This is a genomic window from Sorangium sp. So ce204, assembly GCF_051526795.1.
In the GTDB taxonomy this organism is placed as follows: domain Bacteria; phylum Myxococcota_A; class Polyangia; order Polyangiales; family Polyangiaceae; genus Sorangium; species Sorangium cellulosum_B.
Map to the genome: position 1 here is coordinate 9,007,234 of NZ_CP150317.1, position 23,591 is coordinate 9,030,824.

General features: G+C 71.6%; 19 protein-coding genes. 8 read left to right on the plus strand and 11 right to left on the minus strand.

The features are described from left to right. Window positions 1–44: 44 nt before the first annotated feature. Window positions 45–908: a Stp1/IreP family PP2C-type Ser/Thr phosphatase gene (locus WMF22_RS33605; protein ID WP_437294039.1), complete on the minus strand. Its 864-nt coding sequence runs from the start codon at window positions 906–908 to the stop codon at window positions 45–47. Window positions 909–1,558: 650 nt separating this feature from the next. Then, window positions 1,559–2,116: a ribosome recycling factor gene (gene frr, locus WMF22_RS33610; RefSeq protein ID WP_012238793.1), complete on the minus strand. Its 558-nt coding sequence runs from the start codon at window positions 2,114–2,116 to the stop codon at window positions 1,559–1,561. A 329-nt stretch (window positions 2,117–2,445) separates the two neighbouring features. Here frr and WMF22_RS33615 point away from each other — a divergent pair, with 329 nt between their 5' ends. The 5 genes from WMF22_RS33615 to WMF22_RS33635 all read left to right on the plus strand — a co-directional run bounded on the left by WMF22_RS33615 (window position 2,446) and on the right by WMF22_RS33635 (window position 8,331). Continuing rightward, window positions 2,446–3,930, plus strand: a complete 1,485-nt coding sequence (locus tag WMF22_RS33615) for a sigma-54-dependent transcriptional regulator (RefSeq protein ID WP_438032436.1) — start codon at window positions 2,446–2,448, stop codon at window positions 3,928–3,930. A gap of 83 nt (window positions 3,931–4,013) precedes the next feature. Beyond that, window positions 4,014–4,487 (plus strand): peroxiredoxin, encoded by a 474-nt coding sequence (locus tag WMF22_RS33620; RefSeq protein WP_437294041.1) that lies wholly within the window; start codon window positions 4,014–4,016, stop codon window positions 4,485–4,487. A 14-nt stretch (window positions 4,488–4,501) separates the two neighbouring features. Beyond that, window positions 4,502–5,152 carry a DNA-3-methyladenine glycosylase gene (locus WMF22_RS33625; protein ID WP_437294042.1) on the plus strand — a complete coding sequence of 217 codons (651 nt, stop codon included), beginning with the start codon at window positions 4,502–4,504 and terminating at the stop codon, window positions 5,150–5,152. 67 nt (window positions 5,153–5,219) lie between these two features. Further along, entirely contained in the window at window positions 5,220–6,413 is a 1,194-nt protein-coding gene (locus WMF22_RS33630) for a hypothetical protein (RefSeq protein ID WP_437294043.1), read from the plus strand. A gap of 58 nt (window positions 6,414–6,471) precedes the next feature. Further along, window positions 6,472–8,331, plus strand: coding sequence for a DUF885 domain-containing protein (locus tag WMF22_RS33635; RefSeq protein ID WP_437294044.1), 1,860 nt, complete (start codon window positions 6,472–6,474; stop codon window positions 8,329–8,331). Window positions 8,332–8,373: 42 nt separating this feature from the next. Here the strand turns inward: WMF22_RS33635 and WMF22_RS33640 are convergent, their stop codons facing one another. The 4 genes from WMF22_RS33640 to WMF22_RS33655 all read right to left on the minus strand — a co-directional run bounded on the left by WMF22_RS33640 (window position 8,374) and on the right by WMF22_RS33655 (window position 14,363). Then, window positions 8,374–9,966, minus strand: coding sequence for a peptide chain release factor 3 (locus tag WMF22_RS33640; RefSeq protein WP_437294045.1), 1,593 nt, complete (start codon window positions 9,964–9,966; stop codon window positions 8,374–8,376). Window positions 9,967–10,330: 364 nt separating this feature from the next. Beyond that, window positions 10,331–10,999 carry a hypothetical protein gene (locus WMF22_RS33645; protein ID WP_438032437.1) on the minus strand — a complete coding sequence of 223 codons (669 nt, stop codon included), beginning with the start codon at window positions 10,997–10,999 and terminating at the stop codon, window positions 10,331–10,333. Between the two features lie 185 nt (window positions 11,000–11,184). Next, window positions 11,185–13,014 (minus strand): NAD(P)/FAD-dependent oxidoreductase, encoded by a 1,830-nt coding sequence (locus tag WMF22_RS33650; protein WP_438032438.1) that lies wholly within the window; start codon window positions 13,012–13,014, stop codon window positions 11,185–11,187. A gap of 11 nt (window positions 13,015–13,025) precedes the next feature. Next, window positions 13,026–14,363, minus strand: a complete 1,338-nt coding sequence (locus WMF22_RS33655) for a wax ester/triacylglycerol synthase domain-containing protein (protein WP_437294048.1) — start codon at window positions 14,361–14,363, stop codon at window positions 13,026–13,028. 179 nt (window positions 14,364–14,542) lie between these two features. Between WMF22_RS33655 and WMF22_RS33660 the strand changes: the two genes are divergently transcribed. Then, window positions 14,543–15,481, plus strand: a complete 939-nt coding sequence (locus WMF22_RS33660; RefSeq protein ID WP_437294049.1) for a LysR family transcriptional regulator — start codon at window positions 14,543–14,545, stop codon at window positions 15,479–15,481. A 39-nt stretch (window positions 15,482–15,520) separates the two neighbouring features. On the opposite strand, the gene WMF22_RS33665 is transcribed toward WMF22_RS33660, so the two are convergent. The 5 genes from WMF22_RS33665 to pilM form a co-directional block, all read right to left on the minus strand. Further along, window positions 15,521–17,899: a type IV pilus secretin PilQ gene (locus WMF22_RS33665; protein ID WP_438032439.1), complete on the minus strand. Its 2,379-nt coding sequence runs from the start codon at window positions 17,897–17,899 to the stop codon at window positions 15,521–15,523. Between the two features lie 88 nt (window positions 17,900–17,987). Continuing rightward, the gene (locus tag WMF22_RS33670) at window positions 17,988–18,641 is read right to left on the minus strand and encodes a pilus assembly protein PilP (protein WP_437294050.1); all 654 of its coding nucleotides are present in this window, start codon (window positions 18,639–18,641) and stop codon (window positions 17,988–17,990) included. After that, on the minus strand, window positions 18,638–19,276 hold the full coding sequence (locus tag WMF22_RS33675; protein WP_437294051.1) for a type 4a pilus biogenesis protein PilO: 639 nt from the start codon (window positions 19,274–19,276) through the stop codon (window positions 18,638–18,640). The genes WMF22_RS33670 and WMF22_RS33675 overlap by 4 nt, the downstream gene beginning before the upstream one ends. Next, a complete protein-coding gene (locus tag WMF22_RS33680; protein WP_012238808.1) occupies window positions 19,276–19,920 on the minus strand; it encodes a PilN domain-containing protein in 645 nt (214 codons plus the stop codon). The genes WMF22_RS33675 and WMF22_RS33680 overlap by 1 nt, the downstream gene beginning before the upstream one ends. After that, the gene (pilM, locus tag WMF22_RS33685; RefSeq protein WP_012238809.1) at window positions 19,917–20,978 is read right to left on the minus strand and encodes a type IV pilus assembly protein PilM; all 1,062 of its coding nucleotides are present in this window, start codon (window positions 20,976–20,978) and stop codon (window positions 19,917–19,919) included. Before pilM ends, WMF22_RS33680 begins: the two co-directional genes overlap by 4 nt. A gap of 294 nt (window positions 20,979–21,272) precedes the next feature. Between pilM and WMF22_RS33690 the strand changes: the two genes are divergently transcribed. Together WMF22_RS33690 and WMF22_RS33695 are read left to right on the plus strand one after the other, a co-directional pair. Further along, window positions 21,273–22,445: a DUF882 domain-containing protein gene (locus tag WMF22_RS33690; protein ID WP_438032440.1), complete on the plus strand. Its 1,173-nt coding sequence runs from the start codon at window positions 21,273–21,275 to the stop codon at window positions 22,443–22,445. Between the two features lie 380 nt (window positions 22,446–22,825). Further along, the gene (locus WMF22_RS33695; protein WP_438032441.1) at window positions 22,826–23,563 is read left to right on the plus strand and encodes a sigma-70 family RNA polymerase sigma factor; all 738 of its coding nucleotides are present in this window, start codon (window positions 22,826–22,828) and stop codon (window positions 23,561–23,563) included. Window positions 23,564–23,591: the final 28 nt, after the last annotated feature.

Sequence of the window (23,591 nt, forward strand, 5' to 3'; positions counted from 1 at the left end):
GGGCGCGCGCGGGGGGCGCCCCGCGCGCCAGCTCTTCCCGCGCGTCAGCTCTTCTCGGAGCGCGAGGCCGACACCGCCGGGACCGTCGACCGATCGCCCATGCTGACCTGCTGCGAGTCGGCGGGCGGGCCGATCGTCGCGCTGTTCGGGAGCTCGACGTCGTCCTGCTCGTCGATCCGGATCACGAGCGCCGTGATGTTGTCCTCTCCGCCGTTCTCGTTCGCCTTGGCGATGAGGCGGCGGCACATCTCCGGGACCTCCTCGGTCGAGCTCACGATGTGGAGGATCTGGTCGTCCGAGAGCATCCCGCTCAGGCCGTCGGAGCAGAGCAGGTAGACATCGCCGGGCTGCGGCTCATCGCTGATCAGATCCACGGAGACGCTGTCGTGCATCCCGAGCGCGCGGGTGATGACGTTGCGCGGAAGCTCGGCCCGCTGCTCCTCGGTGAGCTCGGGCATCGCCATGATGTAGTCGTTGAACAGCGAGTGATCGCGCGTCAGCTGGCTGATCGAGCCCTTGCGGACACGGTACGCGCGGCTGTCGCCGACGTGGCCGACGTAGATCCGGTTCTTCTTCTTCGAGAAGAGCGCCCCCACGACCGTCGTGCCCATCCCGGCGCAGTCGCGCGACCGGATGCTGCGCTCGAAGATCTGGCGGTTCGCGACCCGGATGCCCGCCTGGAGCCGGTTCTCCTCCTCCGACAGGCTGGTGTCGAAGTGGAATGGCCAGGTGGCGTCCTCCCGCGACGTGGACCGGAAGAAGTCGGCGATCGACTCGGTCGCCAGCTTGCTGGCTACGTCCCCCGCGCGGTGGCCCCCCATGCCGTCCGCGACGATGAACAGGTCGTACTCCGACAGGACGGCGTAGCTGTCCTCGTTGTGGTCGCGTTGGAGACCAACGTCCGTCATTCCTGAAGCGATCGCTCGCATAACCTCGGGAATCCTTGAGACGGCTCCGGGCCTTCGGCTTCGAACACCAACCATTTCACGCTAGCGAAAACCTGTCAAGCAGGGCCTCTCGCCCCCTAATGGGGGTCTTCAGCTTCAGCTTCAGCGTCTTCAGAGTCTTCGCGCGTCTTCTCACGCCTTTCACGCCTTCTCACGCCTTCTCACGTCGCGCCTGCGCACGCCCAACCGCCGACCTTCCTGATCCTACCGACTCCGACCGGGGGGACCGCAAGCCTCTTTTTCACTTCTTCGCTTCACGGGACGGTTCATTGTGAGCTGGGCTGGTCCCGGGCACGCCTCCCGAGGTGCTCGGACGCAGGCGCCGGCGCGGGCGGCAGCCGGGGTCGCCCGCGGCAGCCGCGGGTCGCGCGCGGGCAGGACAACGAGGCTGCGAAGCGTCGCCAGGCCGGGCCGGGCTCGGCGCGCGCGGCGTCACGACAGGCTGGGGCGCTGCGCGGCAGGCGATGTCGCGCAGCGCACGCCGCCGCGCCGCCCTCTTCAAAGGGCCCGGTAAAGGGCCCGGTTCGATCGCGGGCCGCGGGGAGGGGCGGCCGCACGGCGCTCCGGTCGACCAAGCCCGGTCGCCGACACCCGCCCGGCCGAGGGCCCGCTCACACGTCCAGGATGTCCTTTTCCTTGCCGGCGATCACCGTGTCGACGAGCTTCGTCCCCTCGGCCACCACGTCGTCGACCTTCTTCTTGGCCCGATCGGCCTCGTCGCCGCTGACGTCGCCGTCCTTCTCGAGCGAGTCGATCATCTCGTTCGCGTCCCGGCGGTGCTTCCGGATGGCAACTTTACAGTCCTCTCCGTTCTTCTTCGTCAGCTTCACCATCTCCCTGCGCCGCTCCTCCGTCAGCGGCGGGATCGGGAGTCGGATGAGGTCCGCGTCCACCTGGGGATTCAGGCCGAGATCGCTCTCCCGGATCGCCTTCTCGATCGCTTTCACCTGGTTCTTCTCCCAGGGCTTGACGCTGATGAGGCGCGGCTCCGGGACGGACACCGTGGCCATCTGCACGATCGGCGTCGGCACGCCGTAGTAGTCGACGCGGATGCCGTCGAGCATGGCCGCGTTCGCGCGCCCGGTGCGCACCTTCGCCAGGTCTCGCCGGAGAGCTTCGATGGCCTTCTCGATCCCTTCGCGCAGCTCCTTGATGACGTCCTCGAGCATGATCCGGCTTCCTCCGTGTGGGGCTCGCCCAGCCCGCCCTCTTCGCGGGCGGGGGCGGAGCTTACCGCGTATTTCCGGGCCGGCGGAGAAATCGATCCGCCCGACCTCGCCGGCGTCGCGGTCGGAAGAGCGCTCGCCTCCGCCTGGGCGCAGGCGGACACGCACGCGCCCGAGCGCCGCCGCGCCGTCCCCCCGGCCAGCGCGGGAGGCGCGGAACGCGGAAGGCGGAAGGCGCGCGCGGCGGGAGCGCGGCGAAGGCCGCCGAGCGCGCCACCTCCACTGTCGCGATCGTGCCGAGCTGTAGTAACTCTGGGAGGCAGGGCGACCCGATGCGCGATCTGGACTGGAACAGCTTCGACGTCCTCGTCGTCGACGACGAGCAGGACAACCTCGACGCGTTCCGGTTCGCCTTCAGGAAGTCGTTCAAGATCCATTATGCGCTGGGCGGCGCCGAGGCCCTCTCGCTCCTCGATCGCCTCGATCCTGCGGTGATCGTGGCGGACCAGCGAATGCCGGGGATGAGCGGTATCGAGTTCCTCAAGCAGGCGAAGGAGCGGCGGCCCGACGCGGCGGGCGTGCTGCTCACCGCCTACGCGGACATGACGGTGCTCATCGACGCGGTGAACTCGGGCGCGGTCGACCGGTACGTCCAGAAGCCCTGGAACTCGAAGGAGCTCGCCGTCATCCTCCGGCAGGCGATCGCCGGGGTCGCCACCCTCCGGGAGAACCGGCGGCTGCGCGAGCAGCTCGCGCAGTACGCGGGCTACCTCGAGCGCGAGCAGCGGGATCCGATCGATTTCGGCGAGATCGCCGGCGAGAGCGAGGCCATGCGCGAGGTCGCCGCCCGGATCGGCGAGGTGGCGAAGGCGGCGACGCACGTGCTGATCGAGGGCGAGGAAGGGGCGGAGAAGGAGGTCGTCGCCCGGGCGATCCACGTGGGCTCCCCGCGGGAAGAGCGGCCGTTCGTCAAGGTGACCTGCGCCGCGTTCCGGGGCGACACGCTCGAGCGCGAGCTGTTCGGCTGGCGGCGAGGCGCCTTCGACGGCGCGTTCGCCGAGCGCGCAGGCCGGCTCGAGCTCGCCCACCGGGGGACGATCTACCTCGACGAGCCGGCGCCGCTCACGCCCTCGCTCCAGGCGAGGCTGCTCCGCGTGCTCACCGACGGCGAGGTCGAGCGGCTCGGGTCGACGGAGACCACGCGCGTCGACGTGCGCGTCGTGCTGTCGCTCACGCCCGGCATCGACGAGGCCTGGGCGCGCGCGGGCGTGCTGCCCGAGCTCGTCTCCCGGCTCTCGGTGTTCCCGCTCCGGCTGCCCCCGCTCCGGGAGCGGCGCGAGGACATCCGCGCGCTCGCCGAGCACTTCCTGCGCAAGGTCGCGCGGCGCAACGCCCGCGCGGCCACCGCGCTGTCGGAGGAGGCGATCGCGAAGCTCGCGGCGTACACGTGGCCAGGGAACACGCGGGAGCTGGAGAACGTGGTCGAGCGCGCCGCCATCCTGTCGCGCGGCGACGTGATCCTGCCCGAGCACCTCGCGTTCACGGCGCGCGCGCAGCCGGCCGAACCGCCCGCGCGCGCGCCGAGGGCCGCCGCGCCGGCGGAGCCGGAGGCGGACCCGGCCGGAAGAGAGCCCGCCGCGCCGGCGTGCGCGCGGCCAAGGCTCGACCTGAGCTCCCAGCTCGACGACATCGAGCGGCGGGAGCTCCTCGCCGCCCTCGAACGCTGCGGAGGGAACAAGGCGGAGGTCGCGCGGCAGTTCGGCATGCAGCGCACGACCCTCTATTACAGGCTGAAGCGGCTCGGAATCGACGGGTGACGACGGGTGACGACGGGTGACGACGGTCGACGACGGGTGACGACGGTCGACGACGGGGGCGACTTGCGGCAGATTGCGTCGGCATGCTGAAGGTCGGCGAGCGCGCGCCGGAGATCGACACGCTGGCCATCGACGGCGAGCGCTTCGTGCTGTCGGCGCAGGGGGGGCTCTGCACGGTCGTGTACTTCTTCCCGAAGGCCTTCACGCCCAGCTGCACCGTCGAGGCCCAGCTCTTCCGCGACAACCACGCCGAGATCGCGCTCGCGGGCGCCAGCATCGTCGGCGTCAGCACCGACGACCACAGGACGCAGTGCCGGTTCGCCGAGGCGCAGAAGGTCCCTTACCCGATGATCGCCGACCGCGATCGCAGCGTGTGCCGCGCCTACGGCGTCCTCTGGCCGCTCATCGGCCTCGCCCGGCGGATCACCTACGTCGTCACGCCCGCCCTGGAGATCGCGGCGGTCTTCCACCACGAGCTCCAGGCCAGGAAGCACCGCGACGACGTGCTCTCGTTCATCGACAAGCGCTTCCGGGCGGCGCGCCCCCCGGCGGGGTGAGCGCGGAGCCCGCCGTGCGTCCCGCCCCCGAGCCCCGCGCGCCCAGCGAAGGCGCCGCGCTCCTCGAAGGAGCGGCGCCGCTACCGCGTGACTTCTACGCTCGCCCCGCGCTCGTCGTCGCGCGGGCGTGCATCGGCAAGGTGCTCGTCCACACGACGCCCGAGGGCACCGCCGCCGGACGCATCGTCGAGACCGAGGCGTACCGCGGCCCGGAAGACCTCGCCGCGCACAGCGCAGGCGGGCGACGGACCGTACGGACGGAGGTCATGTTTGGCCCGGCGGGTTATGCGTATGTGTTCCAACTCTACGGCATGCACTGGGCGTTCAACATCGTCGTGGCCTCGGAGGGAGAGCCGCACGCTGTCCTCATCCGCGCCATCGAGCCGATGATCGGCCTCCCGCTCATGAGCCGCCGGCGAGGCGTCGCGCCTGGGCGGATCGAGCTCACGAACGGGCCGGGGAAGCTGTGCAAGGCGCTGGGGCTCGACCGCTCCGCGTACGGGATGGATGTCTGCGGAGCGCAGCTCTCGCTGCTGCCCGGCGCTGCTGGGCCCATCGGCAGGTCGCCTCGCATCAACGTCGACTATGCAGGTGCGTGGGCGAAGAAGCCGTGGCGATTCTACGAACGCGGCAATCGCTATGTCTCCGTTCCGCCTCGCCATTGAGCGGGCGTGAGGGCGCGAGCGCTCGAAGCGCTCGCGCCCGGGCCCAGGATCGCGCGACAATGGGCTCATGGGATTCTGGCCTTTCGGGGGGCGTGAACCTGCCAACGTCGAGAGCGCGTCGCAGGTTGTCACGGCGGGCACGCATCGGGAGACCCTGCGGGGAAAGTTAACGCTCTATTTCAAGGAGCCGCAGACGCGGAGCGCCGCGGACAGGGCCGCGGAGCGGTGCGCGCAGATCGCCGGCGACCTGCTGCGCGAGACAGCGGAGCGCGAGGCGCTCCTCGGCAAGGAGGCGGAGCTCGCCGCGGCCATCGCGGCCCGCGCGCCGCGCGGCCTCCCGGGGCTCCGCGCGATCGAGCTCGCGGCGCTGCACGTCGTGACCGAGCGCACCACGCAGTCGCGGCGCGGCGAACCGACGCCGCCCGTCCAGGATCCCACGCGGATCGCGGGCGCGCGCGCGCCATCGAACAAGCCCTCTCCGGGCGGCCTGAGCCGGACCACCGGCGTGCCGCCGGCCGGCAGCCGCGCCCTGGCGCAGGCTCCCGGCGCGCCGCCGACCGTCGGTCGCAGCACGCCGTCGAGCATCCCGCCGCCCATCAGCGTGCGCTCGCCGCCGAGCTCCGGCGCGCAGCGCGCCCGCGCCGCCGGAGCGGGCGCCGCGCGGGCGTCGAGCCCGGGGCTCATCGGCTCGCCCCCCACCGTGATCGCGGCCGCGCTCGCGCCGCTCCTGCGCGACGCGTCCACGCGGCTGCTCCTCGGATGCCTGCGGGCGCACGATCTGATCATCGTGCGCCGCGTCGCGATCGATCCTGGCGCCGCCGATCAGCTGGCCGCGCTGCTGCCCGTCTCCGAGGCGCCGCCGGGTGAGTTCGAGGCGAGCCGAGCCGCCGAGCTCTCCCGATGGCACACGGTGCTCGGCTCGCCCGTGATCAGCCAGCTGCGCACGGAGTCGTGCGCGATCAGCGCGCAGAAGGCCCGGGCCGCGCTGGGCGCCGCGAACATCGCGGCGGGCGTCGCGGGGGAGCTGATCGACGCGCTCTGCCGCACCGCCTTCCCGGGCCTCGCGCTGTCGAGCGCCCACGTCGATCGCTACGCGGAGCAGGATCTGAGCGAGCTGGCGGCCGAGAGCATGGCGCGCATCCTCCGGCACCCGAACTCGAAGCCGCTCCGCCTTGCGCTCGGCCCGCTGCTCGACGCGGTGCACGGCGACGTGGACGGCATCTCCCGCCTCGCGAAGGCCTCGCTCGGCAGCGCGCACTGAGGCCGATGTCCCCGCTCGGCGCGTTCCCTTCTCGGCGAGCTGGCGCTAGGAGGCGCAGGTGCGACACCATGTTCTCTCCCATGAGCTCTCTTTCTCCCGCAGATCGCTCCGCGGCCACCTGTCCCTGCTCGTCGCGCTGCTCTGCGCGTGCGGGCCGGCCGAGCGCGCCGCGCCCGCGCAACCCCTCACGAAGGCGGCCGTGGTGAGCCCGGCCGACGCGCGATCCAGCGCGGAGGCCGGCGCAGAGGCCGGCGCCGAGCAGGCGCTCGCGGCCTTGTCGGCGCGCGTGCTCGAGGAGTACCTGCGCGACGAGCCGGTCCGCGCCACCGAGGCGGGGGACCACCGGTACGACGCCGTGTGGCCGGACGTCACCGCGCAGGGCGAGGCCGCGCGCCGGCGCGCGATCGAGGCGGCGCTGGCCGAGCTCGGGGCGCTGCCCGCGGCGCGCCTCGGCGTCCAGAGCCGCGTCGACGCGGCGATGATCGAGAACCAGCTGCGCTCCTGGCTGTTCGCGATCGACGAGCTCCGCGAGGCGACGTGGAACCCGATGGTGTACACGGGCCTCGTCGGCGACGGGCTCGATCCCCTGATCACGAGGAGCTTCGCGCCGCTCGAGGAGCGCCTGCGGAGCCTCGGGGGTCGCCTCTCGGGCATCCCCGCGCTCGTGCGCGCCGCGGAGCAGCGCCTCACGGCGGCGCCGCCGCGCATCCACACCGAGACGGCGATCGCGCAGAACAAGGGGCTCATCGCGCTCTGCAAGTCCGAGCTCCCGGCGCTGTTCGCGTCGGCCCCGGCGCAGCAGGCCGAGCTCGACGCGGCCGCGAGGGCGGCGGCGGCGGCGCTCGAGGGCTTCCAGGCGTTCCTCGAGAAGGACCTGCTCCCGAGGAGCAACGGCGACTTCCGGCTGGGCCGCGCGCGCTTCGAGAAGAAGCTCCGGTTCACGCTGGACGACGCGACCATCGACATCGACGGCGTGGTCGCGAGCGCCCGCGCCCTGCTCGCGGCGACGCACGCCGAGATGCTCGAGACCTCGAGGGAGCTCTGGCCGGCGCTCTTCGGGAAGCAGCCCTTCCCGAGGGTCGAGGCGCAGGACGAGAAGATGGCCGTGATCAGGAAGGTGCTCGACGCGCTCGCGGCCGATCACCCGACGAACGCGACCATCGTGAAGGCGTCCGAGAAGCTCCTCGCGGAGGCGACCGACTTCGTCCGCGCGCGCGACCTCGTGCGCATCCCGGACGAGCCCTGCCGGGTGATCGAGATGCCCGAGTACCGCCGCGGCGTCGCGATCGCCTACTGCGACGCGTCCGGCCCGCTCGAGGCGAAGCAGGAGACGTTCTTCGCGATCGCGCCGACGCCGAAGGACTGGCCGAAGGCGCGCGTGGACTCGTTCTACCGCGAGTACAACTCGAGCATGCTCGCCGACCTCACCGTCCACGAGGCGATGCCGGGCCACTTCCTGCAGCTCATGCACAACAACGAGTTCCCCTCGAAGGTCCGCGCGGTCTTCTCGAGCGGCCCGTTCGTCGAGGGGTGGGCGGTCTACACCGAGTGGCTGATGGCGCACCACGGCTTCGGCGGCCCGAAGGTGCGGATGCAGCGCCAGAAGATGGTGCTGCGCATGTCGGTGAACGCCCTCCTCGACCACGGGGTGCACGCGGGCGCGATGGGCGAGGAGGAGGCGCTCTCGCTCATGACGAAGGACGCCTTCCAGGAGGAAGGCGAGGCCGTCGGCAAGTGGCGGCGCGCCCGGCTCACGAGCGCGCAGCTCACCACGTACTTCCACGGCTTCACCGAGATGATGCGCCTGCGCGCCGAGCACGAGCGCAAGCCGGGCTTCACCGAGCGCGCCTACCACGACCGCCTGCTCAGCCACGGCTCGCCCTCCGTGCGGCACCTCCCGGCGCTGCTTTCGGAATAGCGGCGATCCGCGCGCGGCCGAGAGGGCCGCGCGCGGCGAAGATCACACCGGGGAGATCGAGCCGCCGAGCTCGACGAAGCGGGCCTTGGGGAACGCCTTCTGGCAGGCATCGAGCTGCCAGTCGCCCTTGAAGAGCACGACAGCGTTCCCGTGCACGTCGAGGGCGCCGTAGCCGTAGAGGTTCGACTCGAGCTCGGCGAGGGGCACCGGCTCGCCCTCGACCCAGCGGGCCAGGCTGAACGAGAGCCGCTCGATCCGGGCGTCGACGCCGTACTCGGCCGAGAGGCGGTGCTTCACGACGTCGAACTGGAGCTCGCCCACGACCCCCAGGATGGCCTCGCCCTCCCGGCCCTCGGGCGGCCGGAAGAGCTGGACCGAGCCCTCCTGCGCGAGCTGCTCGAGCCCCTTCTTGAGCTGCTTGCGCTTCATGGGATCGATCATGACGACGCGGGCGAACTGCTCCGGCGGGAACTGCGGCAGCGCGGCGTACTTCACGGGCGAGCCGCTGCAGAGCGAGTCGCCGATGAGGAAGAGCCCCGGGTCGAAGACGCCGATGATGTCGCCCGCGAAGCCGTCCTCCACGAGCGTGCGCTCCTGGGCCATGAACTGCACCGGGTTGGTGAGCCGGATGTCGCGGCCGAGGCGCACGTGGTGCACCTTCATCCCGCGCTCGTAGCGGCCGGAGCAGACGCGGAGGAACGCGATCCTGTCGCGGTGGGCCCGGTCCATGTTCGCCTGGATCTTGAAGACGAACGCGGTGAAGCGGTCGTCGTCCGGGGCGATGGGGCCCTTGTCGCTGCCGCGCGGCGCGGGCGGGGGCATGAGCTCGATGAAGGCGTCCAGGAACTGCGGCAGGCCGAAGTTGGTGATGGCGCTGCCGAAGAACATGGGCGTGACCTCGCCGCGGGCGAGCTTGTCGCGATCGAGCGCGTCGCCGGCGGCGTCGATCAGCTCGATGTCCTCGCGCAGCTGGCGGGCGCCCTCCTCGTCGAGCGCCTCGACGAGCTCGGGCGCGTCGAGCGAGACGACCTCCATCGGGGCGATCTCGGCGCCATGCGCGACGAGCTCGAAGAGGAAGACCTGCTTGCGCTCGCGGTGATAGACGCCGCGGAACTTGCCGCCCGCCGAGATGGGCCAGGTGACCGGGTAGACGCCGATGCCGAGGACCTCCTCGACCTCGCCGATCAGCTCGAACGGGTCGCGCCCGGGGCGGTCGAGCTTGTTGACGAAGGTGAAGATCGGCATCTGCCGGAGCTTGCAGACACGGAAGAGCTTCTTCGTCTGCGTCTCGACGCCCTTCGCGCAGTCGAGGATCATGATGGCGGCGTCGGTCGCCATCAGCGCGCGGTAGGTGTCCTCGCTGAAGTCCGCATGGCCGGGGGTGTCGACCAGGCTCAGGAGGCGGCCCTTGTACGGGAACTGGAGAACGCTGGTCGAGATGGAGATGCCGCGCTCGCGCTCCATCTCCATCCAGTCGCTGACGGCATGGGCGCGCGCCTTCTTGGCCTTCACGGCGCCGGCGAGCTGGATGGCGCCTCCGTAAAGCAGGAGCTTCTCGGTTAGGGTGGTTTTGCCAGCGTCGGGGTGGGAGATGATCGCGAACGTCTTTCGACGGGCGATCTCGCGGGTGAGCATCGGGTCGGGCACAGCGGCGCGGCAGGATAGAGTCCGTGGGGGCTGCGTCAACCCAGGGGGCGACGGAGCCAGGGCGGGCGGGGGTGGTGCGCGAGCGGGCGGCGGGGGTCCCCCCACGAACTCGGGCCTTTTGGGGGGCTAATGCCGCGCTGGACGGGGGACTCGGTCAGAGAGGGGGACGCTGCGGGGCAGGCCGGCCCTCGGGTTCGTGGGGCCCACCCCCGCCGCCCGCTCGCGCACCACCCCCGCCCGCCCTGGCTCTTTGTAAGGTGATCTTTGTAAGCGATGGGGGCGGCCGATGGGGATCGTGATCCTAGGGGCGTTGCGCGTGGGACGCCTCGGGTTGGGTCTTTGTAACGGGTCGTTATTTCGGGGCGCGAAGGGAGAGGGAGACGGTGACGCCCACGGGGTCGGCGCTGGGCGTGCCGATGGGCTTGTTCTTGAGGAACTGACGGATGCAGCGCTGCGCGTCGGAGGTGACGCCACGTGAGTCGAGGATCTCGACCCCCTCGGCACGGCCACGCACCCGGACGAGGAACTGGATCTTGATGCTGCCCGACGCGCCAGAGAGGCCGCCATGGTCGGCAACACACTTCGCCAGGTCGGGGGCGACCTTTTCGAGCCGCTTGGCCACGTTCGGGACGTCGCCGTTCATGAACTCGGGCTCCTTGATCTCCACGAGAGGGAGCGGGGCCGACACGATCGATGCGTCAGGCACGCCGCCGTCGATGGGGCCGGCGTCGCCAGGAACACCGCCGTCAGGCGGGGGGGCGCCGTCTGGCGGGGGGGCGCCGCCGTCGGGAGGGGGCGGCTCGGGCTGCGGCGACGGCGGGAGCCAGCCGGCATCGGCCTCGCCCGGCTCGAGGCAACGCACGAAGCCACGGTGCGGATCCTCGAGCGCGCCGTGCGGACAGCGCGGAGCGCCGCCCGCGTCGGGCGCCGACGCCGTGATCCACCCCTGCTCCGGCGGCTCCTGCCGCGGCGGCGCACCACCCTCGGCGACCGCGCCGACGCAAGCGCCGACAGCACCCATCGACAGCGCCACGGAGACGGCCCACTGACCCAGACGCCCACCTGCTGCTCTCCACCGCATCGGGCGCTGTGATACTGCGGAACGGGCGCGGGTACAGGAGAAACCGCGGGGAGTTTGTCGAGGTAGCCGCGAGGCGCTCGCCGGCGGCGGCGACGACCGCGGTCCCGGAGCCCGCGAAAGCAGGCTCAGAGGGCGATGTGAGCGAGCGATCCCGCCGAGGCGTCCCAGAGCGCCCGCGCCCGGGACAGGGCGTCCGCATGCGCCCTGGTCCCCTCGGCGGGCCCCGTCACGGAGATCACGCCGCTCGCGCCGAGCTCGATCCGCTCGATGCCTGCGTCCGGGAGCTCTTCCCGGAGCTCCTTCGTCATCCGCTCGCCGATGCGCTGGAGGAGGCGCGCCAGCCGCTCGGGCGTGATGTCCCGGAACACGAGCACCTGCGGCAGAGGGAGCTCCGAGACGAGGCGAGCGCGGTCGGAGAGGCCCCGCTCGCCGAGCCGCCTCTCGACGAGCGCCGCGAACACGCTCCCGTACGCCCGGTCGACCTGCTCCCGCCGGAACCGCTCGTCGATGGCAGGGCCGAGCCGCGTCTCCAGCTGCGCGACGCCGTTCAGCCCGTTGGCGAAGCGCCCCTCGTTCTGCGCGAAGTACTCCCCGCGCGCGCGCAGGTCGCTCGCCAGCGACGCGAAATGCTCGCCCATCGTCGAGAGGGCGCGCAGCACGAGATCGGTGAACCTGAGCTCCTCCCGGATCCAACCCACGTCCGTCACCCGGTCGGCCATGAACGGCCAGACGACGAGGTTGTAGTAGTTGTTGAAGTCGAGGAGATACTTCAGCCGATAGAGCTCGAAGCTGCCGAACACCGGATACATGCGCTCATAGAGCCGGAGCGTGCTGTCGTACTTGAACCGGTAGTACGCGTCGTAGGCCGCGACCCTCTCCTCGAACCCGGCGCGATCGCCGCGGACGTCGGAGAGGATCATCTGCGTGATGAACTCGTTCGCGGTCGCGATGAAATCGGAGCCGGGGCTGTAGAAGGGATCGGTGAACGCGCCGGCCTCGCCGGTGACGGCGTAACGGTCGGTCGAGAAGTACCGGTCCGCGTGGTACGGCAGGTGGGCATAGCTCTGGAAATCCTCGAGCTCCGCCCCCTCGAGCAGCTCGCGCGCGGCGCGGTGGGCGCCCAGGAAGCGCTCGAACTCCGCGCGCGTGCGCGGCCCGGGCAGCGCCCCGGCCGGCGCGTTGCCCGCGCCGATCCGGTCCTTGTCGAACACGACGCCCACGCTCATCAGATCACCTGCGAGCGGGATGAACCAGATCCAGTACCCGTCGTACATGAAGTGGTTCGTCGACAGGTGGCGCGACGTGTACCGCGCGCGCGACCGCCACGCCGCGTCGGTGACCGCATCGAGCCCCGCGACGCCGCGGTAACGCCCCCACGCGGCCGCCGTGTTGAGCCGCGCCTCCTTGTGCACCTTCACGCCGAGCTTGCGGAAGAGCACGTGCCGCCGCCCGGAGGCGTCGCACACCCAGCGGCAGGCGACCTCGCGCCGCTCGCCGCCCTGCTCGTAGACGACCGTGTGCCGCCCGCGCCCGTCGATCGCGACGTCGACCACCTTGGCGCCGAGCTCGACCTCGGCGCCCGCGGCGCGGTTCATGGTCACGAGATCGCGCTCCAGCCGCGCGCGCTCGAGCTGGAAGCTCGGGTGGAACGGCATGTGGTCGGAGCCGATCTCGCTCATCCGGGGCAGCGGGAGATCCTTGCCCGGAGAGTCGAAGAAGAAGCGGAGCCCGTTCTTCGGCAGCTGGTGCTGGTAGAGGTACGTGCCGAGGTTCAGCCGGCGAACCATGTAGTTCGCCGCGACCTCCACCGTGCTCTCGCCGACCTTGTAGTCCTCCATCGCCTCGGCGGCCTCGAGCACGAGGACCCCGAGGTCGGGGCACGCGAGGCGGAGCTGCCGCGCGAGGAAGCCGCCGGCGATGCCGCTGCCGATGATGACGATATCGAACGTGCGCATGACGAGCGCCCTTATACCGCGCCCCCGCCCGGCGGCGCGGGCTCCCCGAGCAGCTCGGCGCGGAGCGCGCCCGGCATCACCTCCGCCTCGTCCGGGCGGAGCAGCCCGTCGCCGTGGATGATCGACGCCGAGAGGCGACCGCCGAAGCGGCTGAAGATCACCTGGAAGCCGGGCGGCGCGACGACCGCGGGCAGCGGGTACGCCGAGCGCACCGGGAGCCCCGCGAACCGCTCCACCGTCACCGCGCCGGGGTTCGAGACGATCAGCGAGGCGAGCTCACCCTGGAAGGGCTGATCCCCCAGCCAGCGGTAGATCGGGCCGGGGAGCCAGCGGGCCAGATCGAGCGCGGCGATCATGGCGAGATCGAGCCTGTCGCGCACCACGGCCCGCTGCTGCTCGGCGAGGCGAGCCACCGCGCGCGCGTCGTCGTGGAGCTCGTCGCGGCCGAGCGAGAGCAGGGCCATCGTGAGGTGATTGCCGAAGAGCCGCCGCGCCCCCCCCTTGGGGTCGAGCGAGAGGGGCAGCGGGATCACGTGGTGCGGCGGGGCGAAGCCGCGGCCCGCAAGCGCCCGGTCGGCGAGCCGCGTCGCCGCGATCAACATGAGGCTCGTCTCGGCGAGCCGCGCGCGCTGGCGCACCCGGAGATCGAAGGCGCGGGTCTCCTCCGCCGAGAGCGTGAGCCGGAGGACGCGGGAGGCCGAGGGCCGCACCTGAGGACAGGCGCGCGCGAGCGACAGGATGGGCGCGCGGCCGAGCGACAGCACGTGGGCCTTGTACGCGCGCGCCAGCGCGACCCGCTCGTCGCGGTCCATGGCAGCCAGCAGGCGCTCCGGCGCGTCGTGCCGCTCCTGCCGCGGCGGCGGGTCGTCAGGCGCGTCGCCGCTCCCGGAGCCCAGCCAGGCAACGAGCCGATCCGCGCCCCTGCCATCCGTCAACGCATGGTGGTGGCGGAGCACGACCGTATCGCCGTCGCCCACCTCGCGCACGACGTCGAGCGCCCACGGCCGCTCCGCGGAGGTCCGGTCCGCGAGCAGCGCCTCGATGCGCGCCGCGCGCTCGCGCTCGCCCTCCACCTCATGGAGGCGCAGCCCGGGGGCGCGCCGGTGGTGATCGACGACCCAGCGGGGCCGCCCCGCCCGCCCGAGCACGCTGTTGTCCAGCCGGAACCGGAGCTCGGGGAGCGCCCGGGTCGCGCGCTCGAGCCGCACCGCGAGCCGCGCCAGATCGACGCGGCCGTCGAGCTCGATCACGAACAGGCAGTGGTTGCCCGCCTGGCCGCGCGATCGCATGGCGCGATCGTTCATGAGGTGGAAGAAGTCGATCCCCCCGAGCAGAACGGGCGATGTCATGGTCTCCGCAAGGCACCGCCGATCAGGGGGGAGCCGCGCGCGACCCTAGCAGCCACGCGGGCCGCACGACAGCGCCCGCAGGCGCGGGATCACGCCTCCTCGCCGCGCACGCCGCGCGCCCGCGCAAGAAAACGAAAGTATCCATGCCATGGATACATGACTCATCGTATATTCTTTGGGTGAATCTTTCGGCGATCGACGTCAACCTGGTGATCGCGCTCGACGCCTTGCTGCAGGAGCGCAGCGTGACGCTCGCGGCCCGCCGGGTGGGCCTCAGCCAGCCCGCCATGAGCCACGCGCTGACGCGGCTGCGTGAGCTCTTCTCCGACCCGCTGCTCATCCGGGTCGGCCGGCAGATGGCGCTCACCTCGCGCGCCGAGGAGATGACGCCGCAGGTCACCGCGATCGTCCACGATCTCGCGGGCCTCTTCGGTGAGACGACGCCGGCGTTCGACCCGGCGACGAGCGATCGCACCTTCCGGATCGCCGCCACGGAGTACGTGGAGCTCGTCCTCCTGCCGCGGCTCAACGCGGCGCTCGAGCAGGGCGGACCGAGGCTCGCGCTCCACCTGCTCCCGCTCGACGGCCGCGCCGCCGACGCGCTCCGGAGCGGCGAGATCGATCTCGCGATCGGCGTCTTCCCGCAGGAGAGCCTCCCCCCCGACCTGCGCCGCGCGCCCCTCTTCGACGATCGCTTCGCGGGGCTCGCGCGCATGAGCCACCCCACGGCGCGCGGGCAGGTCGATCTCCAGACCTACGCGGCCCTCCCGCACGTCGTCGTCCCCAGGCGCGGCGCCCACGACGGGGTCGCGGACGATCTCATCACGGCGCGCGGGATCGCGCGCCATGAGGCCATGACGGTGCCGCACGTGCTCCTCGTGCCGCACGCCATCACCGCGTCGGATCTCGTGGCCACCGTGGCCACACGCCTGGGCAGGGCGTTCTCCAGCCTGGTGCCGCTCCGCACCTTCGACCTGCCGTTCGAGCTGCCGCCCATCGAGATCGCGATGGCGTGGAACAGCCGGACCGAGCGCGATCCCGCGCGGGCGTGGCTGCGCGGCGTCGTGACGGACACCGCCCCGAGCCCGCGGGAGGCGGCCCGGCGCAAGCGCGCCTGAGGGGGTTCGGGGCGCGGCGAGGCGCGCCGCGCCCGGGGGCTACCGGCCGAGCGCCTCGGCGCGGTTCACGATGCGCGGCGTGAGGAAGATGACGAGCTCGTTCCGCGTGTCGCTCGCGCGGCGCCGCTGGAAGAGGAGGCCGAGGACCGGGATGTCCCCGAAGAACGGCACCTGATCGAGGTTCCGGCCGGTGTTGCGGGTGAAGATCCCGCCGATCACCGCCGTGTGCCCGTCCATGATCAGGAGGTCGGTCTCCGCCTCGCGCTTCAGGATGGTGGGGTCGCCGCGGGCCGACGTCTGGTTGAAGTCGGGGTCGTCGCGGTTGATCTTCACGTGCATCGCGACGCTGCCGTCCGACGTGACGTGCGGCTTGACGAGCAGCTGGAGCTTGGCCTCCTGGAAGGTCGTCTGCACGCCCTGGGCGCTGATCTGCGAGAACGGGATCAGCGTCCCCTGGCTGATCCGCGCCTCCCGGTTGTCGAGCGTGAGGATGCGCGGGCTCGAGACGATCCGCAGCATGCCGCTCGCCTCGGCCGCGGAGAGCCGGACGCCGAGGTTGACGGTGTTGTTGATCGAGCCGAGCGTGAAGCCGAGCGCGCCGCCAGAGCCGGCGCCGACGACGGCCGGCAGGTTCACCGCGAAGTTCGGGTTCGACACCTGGCTCGCGAACGGCGAGAGGCCGCCGGTCGGGCTGTTCGAGTCGGTCGCGCCGCCGGCGACGCCGATCGCCGAGGGGAAGACGAGCCCCGTCGGGTTGCCGGTCGCCGCGCTGAACGTCCCGTCGCCGCCCCACTGGATGCCGATGTCGCGCACGTAGCGGCTCGTCGCCTCCACAATGCGCGCCTCGATCAGCACCTGCGGCGTCTGCGTGTCGAGCGAGCGGACCAGCTCCTCGATCTGGTTCAGGTTCCCCGCGACGTCGCGCGCGATGAGCACGTTCGTCCGCTCGTCGACCGCGAGCGAGCCGCGCGGCGAGAGCATGTCCTTCGAGCGATCCTGGAGGTCCTTCGCGTCCGCGTAGTTGATCGGGATGAGCCGCGTCTCGATCGGCGCGAGCTGGAGCTCGCTCTTGCGCCGCGCGATCGCGAGCTCCCGCTCCTTGTTGAGATCGGCGATCGGGGCGACGCGGATCATGTTGCCCTGCCGGACCACGCCGAGGCCCTTGGCCTGGAGCACCGTCTCGAGCGCCTGGTCCCACGGGACGTTGCGCATCCGGATGGTGACCGTGCCGCTCACGTTGTCGGCGGTCACGATGTTGACCCGCCCCACGTCGGAGATCAGCCGGAGGACGTTGTGGATGTCCGCGTCCTTCAGGTCGAGGTCGATGCGCCGCCCCGTGAACCGCCGCTGCTGCCCGGCGATCGCGGGCATGAAGGCGCCGGCCTGGTCGGGCTCGACGAGCGACTCCTGGCTCTCCGTCGGATGGTGGGGGCTACGCCCGGCTACGCCGGGCTCTGCCCCCACCCCCCCGTCCGCGCCCTCGAACGAGGTCTCCACCTTCGGCGCCCCGTCGTCGAGGAGCGCCTCGCGCGCCACCGTGCGGGTCCGCCTCGCCGCGCCGCCGTCGGCGGCGATCCCCGAGAGCGCCGTGGGCAGCGCGCCCTTCGCGACGCTCAGCACGAGCGCGTTGCCCTCGCGCGCGACCACGCCCGAGGCGCCCTCGACCTGCTCGACCTCGACGACGACCCTGGAGCCGTCGCTGTTGCGCCGGAACGTCGAGATGGCCCGCACCGGGCCGCCGAAGGCGCCGACGTCGAGCTTGCGCTGGAGGGCGTCGGGGAGCCGGACGCCGCTGAGCTCGATGACGCGGCGCCCCCCCTTGCCGGTCGACTCGCGGTAGCTCGGGATCGACGAGAGCTCGATGACGACCCGATCGAGCGTCGCCTGGTGCTCGAAGCGCACGTCGGTGATCGCCGCCGGCTCGCGCTCCGGCGCCGCCGCCGCGGGGCCGGCCGGGGCCCGCGCCGCCATGGGCGCCGTCGCGTCGGCGGCGGCGAGCTCGATCACGAGCGCGCCCTGCTCGGCGCGGATCCGGTAGGCAGCCGGGCGCGCGAGCTGCACGAGCACCCGCGTCGTCCGCTGGGTCGCCTTGCCGAACCCCTGCGTCATCACCCCGGCCACGATCGCGTTGCCGCTCGTGATCGCGCCGGAAGCCCCGCCTGCCTCGGCGCCCTCGAGGTCGATGAGGAGCCGCTTGCCGCCGTCCGCGACCCGCGCCGAGAAGCGCGGCTCGCCGGTCGTCGCGACCACGATCTCGGCCTTGCCCTCGTCCGGTGCCGTGAGCCTGACGTCGCTGACCTTGATCGGGGCGGCGGCGTCTGCGTCTCCCGCAGGAGCGCCGAGGATCAACATCACCCCGAGTGCCGCAGCACGGCGAAGCGCGCCCCGCCTCGGGCGATAGTCTCGATTGCTCTTCATTGCACTCCCGCTTCGCGGTGACGCGAGATCTGCGTCACGCTGCCGGGAGGCTACTTCGGGTGCCCGGCGCGGGCCCAATTCGTGGCGGTCACGGGCCGCCGAGGGCCGCCTCGCTCTCCTCGCCGAGCGGCCTCAGCGCGATCACGCGCGTGGTCGGCGGGATCTCCGGGTGCGACGGGTCCTCGCGGATGAAGACGACGTCCGAGTCGCGGATCCGATCGATGCGCCAGTTGACGGCCACGTCGACGCCCGTGGGGCCGCCCGCGTGCACGATCTCGGCCTTGCCGACGAAATCGCCCACCTTCACCACCCACCCGAGCCCCGTGGGGTCGGTGAGCAGCGCGCGGGCGGGCGCGCGCGAGACGACGCCGACCAGCCTGAGCTCGTCGAGCGCAAAGCGATCCACGAGGACCTGGCGCTGGATCGTCACCCGACCCCGGGCCTGCGTCGCGAACAGCGACTCGAAGCTCCGGAACGGGTCGCGGCTCCGGTCGCTCTCGGAGAAGTCGGCCTCCTGGAACTCCCGGAGCGGCAGCGGCGGCAGCTCTGGCGCGCCGGCGTCCGCGGCCGCGGACCCGGCGCCGGCCGCGGACGCGCGCTGCGGCGAGGCGGAGGCCTGCGCCCCGGGCGGGCGCGGCTTGGTGGAGGAGGTCACCGGCACGTCCTCCTCGCACCCCGCGAGCGCGAGGGCCGCGGCGGTGGTCGCCCCGAGGGCGAGCAGCATCATCCGGCCGGCCTTCACCGGACACCTCCGCCGCTGCGACGCTTCACGCCGCTCGTCGCGGTCTCCCCGGCGCGCACGGCGCGGAACGCGGTCGCGAGGCACTCCACCTTGACCTCCACGTCGCTCCCCACGACCTTCGGATCCTTGATCTGGACCTCCTCGAGGTTGATGATGCGATCGAGCTGACCCACGCCGTGGAAGAACTTCGCCACCTGGTGGAACTTGCCGGAGAGCGTGAGCTGCATCGGCACCTTGGAGAAGAACTCCTGCGGGATCTCCTCGGTGGGGCTCCATGACGTCAGGTTGACGCCGGAGACGGTCGCGACGCCCTGGATGGCGGAGAGGAAGGCCGGCGTCTCGGACTCGTCCGGGAGGATCTTCTTCTGCTCGCGGCTCATCTGCTCGCGGCGGGTCTTCTCGTCGAGGTCCTTCTGGTAGGCGGCCTTCGACGCCTGCGCCTTGGTGAGCTCCGCCTGGAGCACGCCCTGCTTCTGCACGGCGCTCTCGATCTGCGAGTCGACGTCGGCGTAGAAGCCGACGAAGTACAGGATGCCGACCAGCGCCGCGAAGAGCGCGCCGACGCCGAGCTTGGCGAGCGGCGGCAGCCGGTCGAGCGCCGAGCCGGCCTGCACGGGCATGGGCTTCGTGGCCATCAGTACCTCACCTTCAGCTGCAGCGCGAACGAGACGAGCTCGAGCCGCGACGCCTTCTCGTTCTCCTTCTTCCCCGGGAGCAGCTGCACGTCGTAGAAGTACGAGGACAGCTTCAGCCGCTGGGCGAGCTCGTAGACGTCGGTGCCGTCGCGCGCGAGCCCCTCGACGCGCACGGTCCGCTCGGACTCGACGTAGCTCGTGAGCCACAGCCGGCGGCTGTCCCAGGACGGGTTGTAGACGGCGAGCGGGTTCTCCTTGCGGAGCTGCGCGAGCTTGTCCGGATCGGCGGTCGGCCCCTTGCCGTTCGTGAGCAGCTGCGCGAGCTCGAGGAGCACCGCGGTCGGCCCGCTGCGCGCGGCCTGGAGCTTCGCGATCGCGTCCTCGCGCGCGCGCAGCACCTCGAGCGCCTTCTTGATCTCCTCGTGGTTCGCCACGAGCGTGCGGATGTCCTGGATCTGGCTCTGCAGCAGCGAGTTCTTCCGGTTCTGCTCGTCGAGCTCCTCGACCTTCGTCTGGTGGAAGAGGAAGAGGGCGACGATCTCGAGGATCACGACGCCGAGCGTGACGAGCAGCCACCGCTGGCTCGCCTGGGGCGCGGCCCCGCGCGTGCCGCGCCGCTGCGGGAGGAGGTTGACGCGAATCACGAGCGCTTCTCCCGGTCCTTGCGCATCGCCAGCCCGAGCGAGACGCAGAACTGCGCCGCCCGGAGCCGGAGCAGCTCCTGGTTGACTTCCTTCGCTTCCACGGTGATGCGCTCCATCGGCTGGATCAGCTCGACGGCCACCCGGGCGCGCCGCCCGATCGCGGCGGGCAGCGCCGGCAGGTTGGACGAGCCGCCGGTCAGGTAGATGCGGTGCATGTCGCCCTCACCGCTCGTCGCCAGGAAGAAGTCGAGCGAGCGCTGGATCTCCCCCGCGATCGAGTCGCACACCTGCTCGATGGTCTCGATGACCTGCGCGGGCACGCCGCCCGGCCCCGAGGTCACGCTGGCGCACTTGAACTCCTCGGCCTGCTCGAAGCTGATGCCGAGCTTCCGCTGGATCTGCTCGGTGATGTAGTTGCCGCCGTTGCCGATGTCGCGGGTGAAGGCGCTCGCGCCGCGCGACACGATGTTGATCGACGCGAGGCTCGCGCCGACGTTGATGATGGCGAACGTCTGGTCCGGCGGGATGCCGCGGTTCACCTCGAACAGGTTCTGGACGGTGAACGCGTCGATGTCGACCACCATGGGCTTGAGCTTCGCCGTCCTGGCGATCTGGGTGTAGTCGTTGATCTCGTCGCGCTTCGCGGCGACGAGCAGGAGGTCCATCTGCCCGGCCTCGGGGCGCCGGCGCAGCACCTCGTAGTCGACGTGGACGTCCTTGATGTCGAAGGGGATGTGCTGCTCGGCCTCCCACTGGATCTGCTCGTCCAGCTCGGCGGCGGTCATGAGCGGCACCGTGATCTTGCGGATGATGACCGCCTGGCCGCTGATGCTGAGCGCGATCTCGCGCTGGCGGATCTTGGCCTCGGAGAAGGCGCGGCCGAGCGCCTCGACGATGGCCTGCGCGTTCATGACGTGGCCGTCGACGATGGCCTGCGGCGCGAGCGGCGCGTAACCGAGCCGCACGAGGCCATAGCCCCTGCGGCCTTCCTTGATCTGAGCGATCTTGATCGCGCTCGACCCGATATCGACCCCGATCAAGTTCTTGCCTTCCGACATCCCGTCCGTCCTGCTCCGCGCCCGCCGTGGTGAAGCAAGGGAAGCCCGGGCTGCGTTGCCCGGCTCCCGGGCGCCCGATCCCCTGTGATCGCCTCTGGTCGCTTCTGGCGAAGCTTCGCACCACCGACGATCGCTGGGCAAAAAACCGCTTTACGCTCGCCTCCCGCCCGCCTATCGAAGTTCGATATGCGGTGCGGCGCCGCCGGCTCGGGCCGGCGAGCGCGCGCTAGCCCAGGGTAGCACCGTCCGGGGCTCGGTCGTCGGGCACGGATGACGACAGGTCAGAGTCCCCTCATGCATCCGGAGTTCTCCCGTTTCTGCGGCATCGGCCCCCGCGCCGGGGCCGCGATGGAGCCCACCTCTTCGCCATCGCGGCCATCGCGGCTGCGATGTGCGCTCGCCGCCCTCGCGGCGGCCTTTCTCCTGAGCGCCGCGCCCGGCACGGCGGTCGCCGAGGACGGCCAGCACACGGTCTACGCCGGCCAGACGCTCGGCAAGATCGCGAAGCGGTACCGCATCACGGTCGACGCGCTCCGCGAGGCGAACGGGCTCAAGCGTGGCCAGCGGATCCATCCGGGCCTCGTCCTCGTGATCCCGGAGCGGGGTGAGCCCGCCGCGCGAGCCAAGGGCCGGGCCGCCGCGCTGCGCGACGAGCGGGAGCGGAGCCGCGGCGCCAGCGCGAAGGAGCGCGACGCGGGGGCTCGTCCCCGGGGGAAGGGGTCGACGAAGAGGGACGCGGCGAAGGCCGATCCCCGTTCGATGCCGCCCAACAAGCGCTATGCGCAGCGACCCAAGCGCCGCGGGTGGGTCCGCCTGGTGCGAGGCGCCGAGCGGCTGGACGTCCAGCTGCTCACGCCGAAGGGGCGGCTCGTGCCCAAGGCCCTCCCCAAGCTCAGCCGGCTGATGCGCGCGTCCCCCACCGCCTCGATTCCCATCGATCCCCGGCTCGCCACGCTGATTGGCATGGTGAGCGACCACTTCGGCGGCAGGCCCCTCCGCGTCGTCAGCGGTTATCGCCCCTACTCACCCACCCAGTACACCCCGCACTCCAACCACAACCACGGCCGCGCCGTCGATTTCATGGTCGAGGGCGTGCCCAACACCGTGGTCCGCGATTTCTGCCGAGGTTTCCGCAACGCAGGTGTCGGATATTATCCCAACTCGACGTTCGTTCACCTGGACGTCAGATCAGATAAAGTGTACTGGGTGGATTACTCGGGGCCTGGAGAGCCGCCGCGCTACGCGGGAGCGAAGGGCTCTGTCGCGGCCGATGAAGCGGCGCGCGATGTCCCCGTGTCCGCAGAAGAAGAGGTCTATGGGTCAGGCGAGCCCCGTGCCGCTCAGCCGCAACCCATGAATACTACAGGGACAAACTCGGATACGGCGCGCAGCGGCAGCGAGAAGGAGAAGGTCCTGGGGTCAGGTTCACCCACCCCTGCTCCTGAAACTTCGCCCGCGAAGAGGTGAGCTGTCCCGGCCGCTGGCTATAATCCACACACTGAACATCCGCACCAGACACAATTGCACGGCTCTGCCTTGCACGCTGCGAGAGTTGTGGCACCAATCCACCTCACGTGCAGCAATCGACCCGACTGCAGCGGGAGGGGCTCGCTCCTCCCATGTCGCTCCCCGCGTGCTGTGACGGGGGCGGGTTCGTCCAGCCGGTCGCCTTTGGCGCGACGTGTCCGGTCGTTCCGTGTGAGCACGCGCTGATCGAGGCGCCTTCTGCGCTCGGCCTCGATGGATCGCCGAGCGTCGCGGCGCAGGAGCCGGGCGCGTCGCTCTCTCGCGAGCTTTGGGAGTCCGCGGAGGCCGCGTCAAGGTGCGCGCACGAAATTTGGGAATCCGTGGAGGTCACGTCGGCGTGCACCTACGAGGGCCCGTGGCAGCTGCTGGAGCCAGACAGCGAGCCGGGTATCGCGCCGGACGGCGGCCCGCGCAGCCCGCCGCGCTGTACCGAGGCGGCCTGCGCGGGCGGGCCGCGCGACAACGAGCCGACGTGCGCGCCGCTCCGCCCGGAGGTGCTAGAGGGGTACTTCCCGCTCGTCCGCAAGCTGGTGCGGCAGGTGTCGCGCCACCTGCCGCCCAACGTGCAGCGCGACGACCTGCTCAGCGCAGGGATGCTCGGGCTCGTCGACTCGCTCCGCAAGAACGGCGGGAGCGACGGCGAGACGTTCGCCGGCTACGCGAAGCTCCGGATCCGCGGCGCGATCGTCGATGAGCTCCGCGCGCAGGACTGGCTCTCGCGGCGAGCGCGCGAGGCGGTCGAGGCGGAGGCCGCCAGCAGGGCCGGCGGCGCGACGGTCTTCGTGAGCCTGAGCGAGGTGACCCCGACCGAGGAGTCGGTGCACATGTCCGGCGAAGACGACCCGATCGAGGCGATCTCGGCGCAGGCGACCCGGCGGGCGCTGTCCTTCGCGATCGCGCAGCTCCCGGAGCGGGAGCGGCGCGTGATCGGCATGTACTACTTCGAAGGGGCGAAGCTGAAGGACATCGGCGCAGAGCTCGGGATCGGCGAGCCGCGCGTCTCGCAGCTGCACACGCGCGCGCTCGGCATGCTGCGAGGCATGCTGTCCCACGCCTGACCGCCGCCCGCGCTCCCTCTACGTCGCT